This window comes from Mesomycoplasma lagogenitalium (genome assembly GCF_029854295.1).
Lineage (GTDB): Bacteria > Bacillota_I > Bacilli_A > Mycoplasmatales > Metamycoplasmataceae > Mesomycoplasma_A > Mesomycoplasma_A lagogenitalium.
The window spans coordinates 398,057-410,095 of sequence record NZ_CP122979.1; the positions used below are offsets into that span (position 1 = coordinate 398,057).

Annotated in this window: 7 protein-coding genes; all 7 read left to right on the forward strand. The window is 22.6% G+C overall.

The annotated features are described in order from the left end of the window. The first annotated feature begins 7 nt into the window (after window positions 1-7). Window positions 8-751 (forward strand): MIP/aquaporin family protein, encoded by a 744-nt coding sequence (locus QEG99_RS01735; RefSeq protein ID WP_280102290.1) that lies wholly within the window; start codon window positions 8-10, stop codon window positions 749-751. A 25-nt stretch (window positions 752-776) separates the two neighbouring features. After that, window positions 777-1,760: a dihydroxyacetone kinase subunit DhaK gene (dhaK, locus tag QEG99_RS01740; protein ID WP_280102291.1), complete on the forward strand. Its 984-nt coding sequence runs from the start codon at window positions 777-779 to the stop codon at window positions 1,758-1,760. Then, a complete protein-coding gene (gene dhaL, locus QEG99_RS01745; RefSeq protein ID WP_280102292.1) occupies window positions 1,751-2,374 on the forward strand; it encodes a dihydroxyacetone kinase subunit DhaL in 624 nt (207 codons plus the stop codon). Before dhaK ends, dhaL begins: the two co-directional genes overlap by 10 nt. Beyond that, the gene (locus tag QEG99_RS01750; RefSeq protein ID WP_280102293.1) at window positions 2,374-2,763 is read left to right on the forward strand and encodes a PTS-dependent dihydroxyacetone kinase phosphotransferase subunit DhaM; all 390 of its coding nucleotides are present in this window, start codon (window positions 2,374-2,376) and stop codon (window positions 2,761-2,763) included. The genes dhaL and QEG99_RS01750 overlap by 1 nt, the downstream gene beginning before the upstream one ends. Window positions 2,764-3,031: 268 nt before the next feature. After that, window positions 3,032-5,989, forward strand: a complete 2,958-nt coding sequence (locus QEG99_RS01755) for a hypothetical protein (RefSeq protein WP_280102294.1) — start codon at window positions 3,032-3,034, stop codon at window positions 5,987-5,989. After that, complete coding sequence (locus tag QEG99_RS01760) at window positions 5,989-11,706, forward strand: hypothetical protein (protein ID WP_280102295.1); 5,718 nt, start codon at window positions 5,989-5,991, stop codon at window positions 11,704-11,706. Before QEG99_RS01755 ends, QEG99_RS01760 begins: the two co-directional genes overlap by 1 nt. A gap of 183 nt (window positions 11,707-11,889) precedes the next feature. Then, complete coding sequence (locus QEG99_RS01765) at window positions 11,890-12,024, forward strand: hypothetical protein (protein ID WP_280102296.1); 135 nt, start codon at window positions 11,890-11,892, stop codon at window positions 12,022-12,024. The last annotated feature ends 15 nt before the right edge of the window (window positions 12,025-12,039 follow it).

The window sequence follows — 12,039 nt, forward strand, 5'->3', positions numbered from 1 at the left end:
AGAAATTATGGATAGTTTATTATTATTGTCCGAATTTTTAGGGACACTAGTTTTAATTTTATTAGGTAATGGTGTTGGTTATGCAACATCAGCAAAAAGAATGTTTGGTAATCAACCTGGAAAATGAGTTGTAATTACCTTCGGTTGAGGAATTGCTGTTTGTATGGGAGTAATTGTTTCAGCATCATTAGGAGGATTTGGTCATTTAAATCCTGCCGTATCAGTATTTAGTGCAATAGCTAATAAAGATGCATATCATTTAGCATTTATTCCATTTCAATTTTTAGGAGCATTTGCTGGACAAATTATTTTAAATTTCATTAACTGAAAACACATTAAAGAAACTGATTTAGCAACAGTTAGAGGAAATCACTGTACAGGTCCTGCTTTTGCTAACAAAGAAAAAGCAACTATATTTAACTTTTCATATGAATTAGTTGCTACACTAACATTAATTGGTTTAATTTTCGCCACTTCTAAAGGAGCTAATGTTACTTCATTATCACAGTTAGGACCAATTCCTGTAACACTATTAATTGTTGGATTAGGTATGTCATTAGGTTCATCAACAGGTTATGCATTGAATCCGGCTCGTGATTTAGGACCTAGAATTATTTACTGATTAATGGAATTAACTGTACTAAAAAGTAGAAAAGAAGAATTTGTTGGAGCAAATTGAGGATATTCATGAATTCCAGTTGTTTCTCCATTAGTTGCAGGGGCAATCATTGGCGGATTTGCTTTAATATAATTTAATACAAATACAAGAAGTTAAAATGAAAAAATTAATTAACGATAAAAATAATATCATTGAAGAAATGATTCAAGGAATTTTAAAAACAAATAAAAGTGTAAAAAGAGTTGATAATTTTAATGTTATTTATGATACAAAATATGATAAAAATAAAGTCGCATTAATTTCAGGTGGTGGTTCTGGACATGAACCTGCCCATATGGGGTTTGTTGGTCAAGGAATGTTGAGTGCAGCTGTTGCTGGAGAAGTATTTACATCACCTACTCCAGATCAAGTTGAAGCAGCAATTAATCATTTAAATTCAAATGCTGGAACTTTATTAATTATTAAAAATTATACTGGTGATAAATTAAATTTTGAAATTGCAGCACAATTAGCAAGTGCAAACAATAAACAAGTTGAAACTGTTTTAGTAGATGATGATGTTGCGGTAGAAAATTCTACTTGAACAATTGGTAGAAGAGGAATTGCCGGAACTATTTATGTTCATAAAATCGCTGGTGCAATGGCACAAAAAGGCGCTTCACTTTCTGAAGTTAAAAGAGTTGCTGAAAAAGTCATTGAAAATGTTCGAACTTTTGGAATATCATTAAATTCTATTTATATTCCAACAACTGGAAAAAAATCTTTTGAATTAGATGAAAATACAATTGAATTTGGTTTAGGTATTCATGGTGAACCAGGAATTAAAAGAGAAGCAATTAAATCAAGTAAATTAATAGTACAAGAAATGCTAGATTTAATTTTAAAAGATTATAATTATCAAAATTCAGAAGTTGCATTAATGATTAATGGTTTAGGTGGAACACCTGAAATGGAATTATTTATCGTTGCAAATGATGCTCATAATTACTTAAAAGAAAAAAATGTTAATGTTTATACATCTAATGTGGGTAATTTTATGACTTCATTAGAAATGCAAGGAATTTCCATTTCATTATTAAAACTAGATGATGAATTAAAAGAATTATTAATGGAACCAACTGAGGTTAAAAGTTGAAAATAACAATTAGCGAATTAGAAACAATTTTTCAAAATATTAAAAAAGATTTAGAAAAAGATGAAGATTATATTTCACAACTAGATCAACAAATTGGTGATGGAGATCACGGCTTTAATATTGTCAGAGGTTTTACTGAAGTTTTAAATATTAATAGCAATAATTTATCAATTAGTGAATATTTAATGTTAGTAGGAAGAACATTGATGGCAAAAGTAGGTGGTGCATCAGGACCATTATATGGAATGTCATTTATAAATGCATCAACTAATTTAAAAAATGTAACTGAATTTTCATTTAATGAACTAAAAATTTTAATTAATAGTTTTGTTAGCACATTACAAATGCTTGGAAAAGTAAATGAAAATGAAAAAACAATGTTTGATGTGTGAAAACCACTTGCAGATTTTGTTAATCAATTTTCTTTAACTGAGCAAAATTCTTTAAAATTAAAAGAGCAACTTTTAGAAAAAATAGCTATTTTAGTAGAAAAAACTAAAGATATGCAAGCTACTAAAGGACGTGCTTCTTATTTAAAAGAAAGATCACTAGGAACAATTGACCCTGGATCATATAGCAGTAAAATTATTTTAGAAAATATTATTAAAGTTTTACTATAATGCAAAAATTATTTATAATTATTAGTCATTATTATCAATTAGCAAAAACTATTAAAGAATATTTAATAAAAATGATGGATATTGATGAAAATTTTATTAAAATCGAGGCAATTGGAGGTATTAATTCCGGACAAGAAATTGGAACTGAACCAATGGAAATATTAAAAATCATTGAAAATAACGATCACATAAATGAAATCTTTATTTTCAGTGATTTAGGAAGCGCAACATTAGCAGCTTCGTCAATCGCTTTAATGGTAAATAATAAAAAAATCCACGTAAGTAAAGGAGCAATTGTTGAAAATTGTTTTGCTGCTTATGTACTAGCTAATTCAGGAGCGGAATTTCAAGATGTAGTTAATGCATCAGAAGAAAAACTTTATAAATAACAAATATAAATGCAAAAAGAATCTGGAATAATTCAGATTCTTTTTTTCTAAAACCGAATATTTTTTGTTTGAAATTTAAGTTTATAAAATCATTATAAATTTTAATTAATAATCTATAAATTGTAATAATAGATTTTGTTTTTTTCTCTAGAAAAATTTTATTTATTTTTCTAAAAAAATATTTTGAAAAAACCAGCGAAAAAAACTGGAAAAACCGCACTTTTTTTTTTTTTTTTGGCTAAGAACATATTTTAATTAAAATTTAAATATGAAGATAAAAAGTAAAAAAATAAAAAAGAAAATTATATTTAAAACATTTGCAATTTCTGCATCAGTTGCAGGTGTTTTAACAACAATTTCCTGTAATGAAGATAATGATGAAAAAATGCTTAATAAATTAATAGATGAAGTTGAAAAAGCAGCAGATGATGATAAGCAAAAACAACCTGTTAAGCCATATGAAAGTTCAAATGTTTTAGTTGAAGATAAAAGTTTTTCGGAAATGAAAAGCGAATTAATAAGTTGAATTAATTCGCAAGAAAATAAAGAATGAATTCCTACCGAACAACAGATTAATGAAATGAATTTTTCACAATTAAAAAACTGAAATTCTAAAATTACATTAATTAGTTTTATTGAAAAGCAAACTTATGAATTTCCAAATGTTAAAAACATTTTGAAAATGAATAGAAAAGAGTTTGAAAAAACTAAAAAAATAGTTGAATTATTAGCGCTGATTTCTAATAATATTGATAAGACGGACTTTCCTACGGTAGCAGAAGTTTTTCAAATGAACGATGAAAGAATAGATAAATGATACAATAGACTATTTTTATTAAAATTAGTATCTAAATCAGAAGATAAATCAAATTTACCTATTAGAGAAGATATTTTAAATTTTGAAATAAATGTATCACAAGAGTGAATAGATCGTTTAAAATTTAAACTATTTTTAGCAAGTGAAGATGAAATTTATTTAATTCATAATCTTAAACTTGAATATTACTATGACGAAAAAGATAAAATTTTTGATGTATTAATTACTTTAAATGGAATTAAAGATTTACCTACTTGAGAAGAAATTAATAAAATGGATAGTGATCAATTAAATAAATTTGCAAAAATATTTGAAATTATTAATTGACTAACCAAACAAAAGTGAAGTCATTTTTTACCAACTATTGAACAAATTTTATCTTTAAAATCCCACCAATTAGAACAATGGGAAACTAAAAAAATTGAACTTCTAGATATTATTGTTAATAAGAAAATGGGTAGCCCTAAAATGCCTAGTTGAAATGACGTTATGGATTTAAAAATAACACATTATTTTTCTACTCAAAAGGCAATTTTAAGATTAATTTCGCAAGGCTCAGCTTATGAATCTTTAGCATTTAATTCTCTGCCAACATGAGAAGAAGTTTTTAACATGAAATCAGAAGATTATTACAGATGATCTGATTATGAAAAATTAATAAACTCACTTTTAGATATAGATTTTGTTTCTGATTTACCAACTTGATCTAAAATTAATAAAATGAATTATCAAAAAGTTGAATTATGAGAGAATAAAGCGAAAATAATAAAATGAATTTTAGATAAAACAAATCAAAGTAAATTGCCTAGTTTTAAGGAAGTGATTAATTTTGATGAATCAGAAGTACAAAATTGATTAGATAAAATTGAAATATTAGATTGAATCTATTTACAGGAAGAGAAAAAAATTTATAACATTAATACTGAACGAATTTATCAAATAGATAAGAATGAAACTGAAATAACTAAAGTTAAAATTGATTTTATAAGATTTATTAACAAACAGGAATCAAATAATAAAAATGATTGACCAACAGCGGAAGAAATTTTTAATTTCACTTATTATCAATCTGAAAATTTAAAGAAAAAAATAGAATTAATTAAATTTGTTAATTCTATAAAAAATACAACAACTACTGTTTGAGAAAAAATTATAGATCTAGATTCTGAATCTTTAAAAAATATGACAAAACTTTTAAATTTTGTTTTTGATAATAATAGTAATAATAATTATTTACCAAATTTAGAACAAATATTAAATTTAAATCCATATCAATTATCAAGAATAGAATATAAAATCAAAATTTTAGATTATATAAAAGATCAAAGTGATAAAAGTAAACTGCCAACTTGAGAACAGGTGATGAACTTTCAATTTCATCAATTAATAGATCCAGATATCAAAATACAGTTTATGAAATTTGTTAATTCAAAATCTCAAATAACTTTTGTTAATTGAAGCAAAGTATTTGCATTAGATTCTAATTATTTAGAAGATATGGAAACTATTTTAGAATTTGTTATAGATCAAAAAGATAAAAGTTCACTTCCTACAATTGAGCAAATATTAAATTTCGATTCTTCATATCTAAATAATGCAAGATTAAAAACCCAAGTTTTAAATTTTATTATTAATCAAGAAGATAAAGTTAAATTGCCAACTTGATCAGATATAATGGATTTAAATTGAGTTCAACTAAATAACTTAGATGATAAAATCCTTTTTCTAAAATTTTTAAATCGAAAAGAAGATCAATCACAATCAATTACTTGAAAAGAAGTATTTAATTTTGATTTTTCTCAATTAGATAATTTAGAAACAAGAAAACAATTGTTAAATCTCATTTTAAATCAAGATAATCAAAACAATTTACCAAATTTAGAACAAATATTAAATTTAAATTCTGATAAACTACTAAAAATTGACTATTTATTAAAATTCATTTCCAGACAAAACGATAAAAGCAATTTACCTTCATTAGAACAAGTATTTAATTTAACTTCAAATCAGTTAGAAAATCTAAATTCTAAAACTACTTTACTAGAATTTATTAATAAACAAAATGATAAAACTAAATTACCTACTTGAGTTAATGTCATGAATTTAACTTCTGATCAATTAAATAATTTAAATAATAAAATCAAATTCATGCAATTTATTAACTCAAAAACAGAAATCATTTCTGTTGAATGAAATAAAATCTTTAATTTAGATTCTAATTCATTAGATAATATGAAACTTCTTTTAGAATTTATCATTAATCAAACAGATAAAAGCAATTTACCAACTTTTGAACAAGTATTTAGTTTAACTACAGAGCAATTATCAGAAATTCAATTAAAAATTCGAGTTTTAAATTTTGTTATTACTCAAGAAGAAAAAGTAAATTACCAACTTGATCTGAAATAATGAGTTTAAGTTCTGATCAACTAAATAACTTAGATGATAAAATCCTTTTTCTAAAATTTTTAAATCGAAAAGAAGATCAATCACAATCAATTACTTGAAAAGAAGTATTTAATTTTGATTTTTCTCAATTAGATAATTTAGAAACAAGAAAACAATTGTTAAATCTCATTTTAAATCAAGATAATCAAAACAATTTACCAAATTTAGAACAAATATTAAATTTAAATTCTGATAAACTACTAAAAATTGACTATTTATTAAAATTCATTTCCAGACAAAACGATAAAAGCAATTTACCTTCATTAGAACAAGTATTTAATTTAACTTCAAATCAGTTAGAAAATCTAAATTCTAAAACTACTTTACTAGAATTTATTAATAAACAAAATGATAAAACTAAATTACCTACTTGAGTTAATGTCATGAATTTAACTTCTGATCAATTAAATAATTTAAATAATAAAATCAAATTCATGCAATTTATTAACTCAAAAACAGAAATCATTTCTGTTGAATGAAATAAAATCTTTAATTTAGATTCTAATTCATTAGATAATATGAAACTTCTTTTAGAATTTATCATTAATCAAACAGATAAAAGCAATTTACCAACTTTTGAACAAGTATTTAGTTTAACTACAGAGCAATTATCAGAAATTCAATTAAAAACCCAAGTTTTAAATTTTATTATTAATCAAGAAGATAAAGTTAAATTGCCAACTTGATCAGATATAATGGATTTAAATTGAGTTCAACTAAATAACTTAGATGATAAAATCCTTTTTCTAAAATTTTTAAATCGAAAAGAAGATCAATCACAATCAATTACTCGAAAAGAAGTATTTAATTTTGATTTTTCTCAATTAGATAATTTAGAAACAAGAAAACAATTGTTAAATCTCATTTTAAATCAAGATAATCAAAACAATTTACCAAATTTAGAACAAATATTAAATTTAAATTCTGATAAACTACTAAAAATTGACTATTTATTAAAATTCATTTCCAGACAAAACGATAAAAGCAATTTACCTTCATTAGAACAAGTATTTAATTTAACTTCAAATCAGTTAGAAAATCTAAATTCTAAAACTACTTTACTAGAATTTATTAACAAACAAAATGATAAAACTAAATTACCTACTTGAGTTAATGTCATGAATTTAACTTCTGATCAATTAAATAATTTAAATAATAAAATCAAATTCATGCAATTTATTAACTCAAAAACAGAAATCATTTCTGTTGAATGAAATAAAATCTTTAATTTAGATTCTAGTTCATTAGATAATATGAAACTTCTTTTAGAATTTATCATTAATCAAACAGATAAAAGCAATTTACCAACTTTTGAACAAGTATTTAGTTTAACTACAGAGCAATTATCAGAAATACAGTTAAAAACTTATATTTTAAATTTTGTTATTACTCAAGGAGATAAAAGTAAATTACCAACTTGGCCTGATATAATGAATTTAAATTCTGATCAACTAAATAATTTAGATGTTAAAATGCTTTTTCTAAAATTTTTCAACAGAAAAGAAGATCAATCACAATCTATGAATTGAGGAAAAATCTTTGATTTTAATTTTTCTCAACTAGATAATTTAGAAACAAGAAAACAATTGTTAAATCTTATTTTAAATCAAAAAAATCAAAACAATTTACCAAATTTAGAACAAATATTAAATTTAAATTCTGATAAACTACTAAAAATTGACTATTTATTAAAATTCATTTCCAGACAAAATGACAAAAGTAATTTACCTTCATTAGAACAAGTATTTAATTTAACTTCAAATCAGTTAGAAAATCTAAATTCTAAAACTACTTTACTAGAATTTATTAACAAACAAAATGATAAAACTAAATTACCTACTTGAGTTAATGTCATGAATTTAACTTCTGATCAATTAAATAATTTAAATAATAAAATCAAATTCATGCAATTTATTAACTCAAAAACAGAAATCATTTCTGTTGAATGAAATAAAATCTTTAATTTAGATTCTAGTTCATTAGATAATATGAAACTTCTTTTAGAATTTATCATTAATCAAACAGATAAAAGCAATTTACCAACTTTTGAACAAGTATTTAGTTTAACTACAGAGCAATTATCAGAAATTCAATTAAAAATTCAAGTTTTAAATTTCGTTATTACTCAAGAAGAAAAAAGTAAATTACCAATTTGATCTGATATAATGAATTTAACTTCCGATCAACTAAATAATTTAGATGTTAAAATGCTTTTTCTAAAATTTTTCAACAGAAAAGAAGATCAATCACAATCTATGAATTGAGGAAAAATCTTTGATTTTAATTTTTCTCAACTAGATAATTTAGAAACAAGAAAACAATTGTTAAATCTTATTTTAAATCAAAAAAATCAAAGCAATTTACCAAATTTAGAACAAATATTAAATTTAAATTCTGATAAACTACTAAAAATTGACTATTTATTAAAATTCATTTCCAGACAAAACGATAAAAGCAATTTACCTTCATTAAAACAAGTATTTAATTTAACTTCAAATCAGTTAGAAAATCTAAATTCTAAAACTACTTTACTAGAATTTATTAATAAACAAAATGATAAAACTAAATTACCTACTTGAGTTAATGTCATGAATTTAACTTCTGATCAATTAAATAATTTAAATAATAAAATCAAATTCATGCAATTTATTAACTCAAAAACAGAAATCATTTCTGTTGAATGAAATAAAATCTTTAATTTAGATTCTAGTTCATTAGATAATATGAAACTTCTTTTAGAATTTATCATTAATCAAACAGATAAAAGCAATTTACCAACTTTTGAACAAGTATTTAGTTTAACTACAGAGCAATTATCAGAAATTCAATTAAAAATTCGAGTTTTAAATTTTGTTATTACTCAAGAAGAAAAAAGTAAATTACCAACTTGATCTGATATAATGAATTTAAATTCCGATCAATTATTAAATCTAAATTATAAAATTGCTTTATTAAAATTTATCAACAAACAAAATGATAAAACTAAATTACCTACTTGATCGGATATAATGAGTTTAAGTTTGGATCAATTAAGTTATTTAAATTCTAAAATAACTTTATTAGAATTTGTTATTAACCAGAACTATAAAATAGAATTGCCAAATTGATCTGAAATAATTAATTTAACACCAAAACAATTTGAAGATTTAGATTCTAGAATTACTTTATTAGAATTTATCATTACTCAAGAAGATAAAAGTAAATTACCAACTTGATTAGATATAATGAACTTAACTTATAGTCAACTATGAAATTTAGATGATAAAATTCTTTTTTTAAAATTTTTAAATAGAAAAGAAGATAATTCTCCATCCATTACTTGAAGAAAAATCTTTGATTTTGATTTTTCACAATTATATAATTTAAAAACTAGAAAATACTTTTTGGAGCTTATTTTAAATGAAGAAAATCAAACTAATTTACCTAATTTAGAACAAATTTTAAATTTAGAAATTAATAAATTATTAAGAACTAACAGTTTATTAGAGTTTATTTTAAAACAAAAAGATCAAGATTATTTACCTTCACTAGAACAAGTATTTAATTTAACTACAGAACAATTAGAAAATCTAAATTCTAAAATTACTTTATTAGAATTTATTGTTGAACAAGATAATAAAATTAAACTACCTACTTGAGAACAGGTGATGAATTTTACTTGAGGGCAATTAGAAAATTTAACTAATAAAATAGAGTTTATGCAATTTGCCAACTCAAAAACAGAAATCATTTCTGTTGATTGAAATAAAATATTTAATTTCGATTCTATAACATTAGAAAAAATGAAAACTCTTTTAGAATTTGTTATTAATCAAGAAGATAGAACGAAATTACCATCATTAGAACAAGTGTTAAATTTAACTTCACAAGAATTAAAAAACACTAATGACAAAATTGAATTTATGCAATTTCTTAACTCAAAAACAGAAATCACTTCTGTTAATTGAGATAATGTAATAAATTTCGATTCTAGTTCTTTAAATGATATGAAACTTCTTTTTGAATTTGTTTTAAATCAAAGTGATAAAAATTCACTTCCAACTTTAGAGCAAATATCTAATTTAAATCCAAATCAATTACATCCAATTGATTTAAAAATTGCTATGTTAGACTTTATCATTAAAGAAAATGACAAATCTAAATTATTAACCTGACAGCAAGTATTAACTCTAAACTTTAGTAAACTGAAAAATGTAGATAGTAAAATTAAATTTTTAAGATTTGCTAATTCAAAATCTGAAATAGATTTTATTGATTGAGATAAGGTATTAAAATTAACTCCTGTATCATTAGATAATATGAAACTTCTTTTAGAATTTGTAATAAGTCAAAGTGATAAAAGTTATTTACCAAGTTTACAAGAAATTTATGACTTAAATTTTGAACAATTGTATTCAATGGAAGAAAAAATTGAATTTCTAAAATTTATTAGCAATTATAAAGATAAATCTAAATTACCTACTTGACAAGAAATATTAAATTTAAATTATGTGAAATTAAATTATCTAGAAGAAAAATTATATTTAATAGATTTTGGTATAGCAAATCAAATCGATGAATTAGCATGAAATAATGTTATAAACTTAGAAAGTATGTCTTGAGAAGAAAGTCGAGTTGAAATAATGCAATTAATGAATCTAATCCAAGATAAATCACTTTTACCAAATATTAATCAAATTTTATTACTAGACGGATCTAAAGAAGTTTTTTTACTAGAAAATAAATTAAAAGCAATTATTAATATAGAAAAGTCTAAATATAAACAGCAAGTAAACTATCCTACAATAAAAGAAATTATGGAAGCAAATGATGAAGAAAGTGTTAAAAAGCTAAATCTTATTGCAAATTATTGAGATGCTTATAATGAAGTATTAAATTCTATAATTATCAATTATCAAGATATAATGCACCCTTCTGCTTATAAATTTAAAAATATGAAATATAAAGAAGTTGAAAAAATTATTATTAATTGAGTTTCAAGACTAAATATACTACTTACTTTAGATAAAATCCAAGATAAAGCAGATTTACCAACTTATAAAGAAATAATGACTTTTAAAGATGAAAAATTCAAATTGTGAAAACAAAAAATCGAATTATTAGAATTTATGCAAACAGTAGATAATAAAACTAACTGACCAAAAAGAAAATCTATTATATCTTCAGGAGGAGTGGGCGGTTGAAAAGAAAAAGCTCAATTACTTGATGTTATGGATCAAACTGGTGATAAAAGTTATTTACCTAATATTTCAGAAATAGAAGAGTTCAAGTATGTAAGCGATTTTGTTAAATTAAAAGAAAAAATTGAATTAATTAATATAGTAGAAAACAGCTATCAAGATATTAATTTACCTTCAAGAAGAGAAATATTAACTTTCGATGATTCTTTAATGGATTGATGAAAAAATAAAATCGATTTTATTAAATGAGTTGAAAGTGTAAGAAATACTTATTCAATTTCTCTACCTGATAAAAAAACAATTATGGCTCAAACTTATAATGAAAATACTAATTCATGAAATCATTATGACCTTGTTAAAAAGTCATTAATAACAATTGAAAAAAGTAATTATAAATTAAATATGCCAACTTGAGAAGATGTACTTTCAATGAAATCAAGCGATCTTTTAAAATTTGGATGAAAATATCCTCACCTCTATTTTGGCGAAGTAGAATAAAATATTTATTATAACCAACATAATAAGCATTTATGTTGGTTTTTTTAATAAATAAAATTTAAATTTTTATAAAATTAGTTAATTTTTGCTATTTTATTTATTCAAATTATTTAGCTATTTATTTCATAAATAAAAAATCAAAAATTTTATTAATATTTTTTGTAATTTTGGTAAAATTACTCTATGAAATTTTTAAGAACAGGAAGTTTTAGAATAAAATTGTATAAACTAATTAGTTTAGTTTATGCAGATTTAAGTTTTATTCCAACTGAAACTTCTCAACATTTATTTGATAATTTCCCCGTTTTTCTTCATTAGAGAAGGATTTTTTTC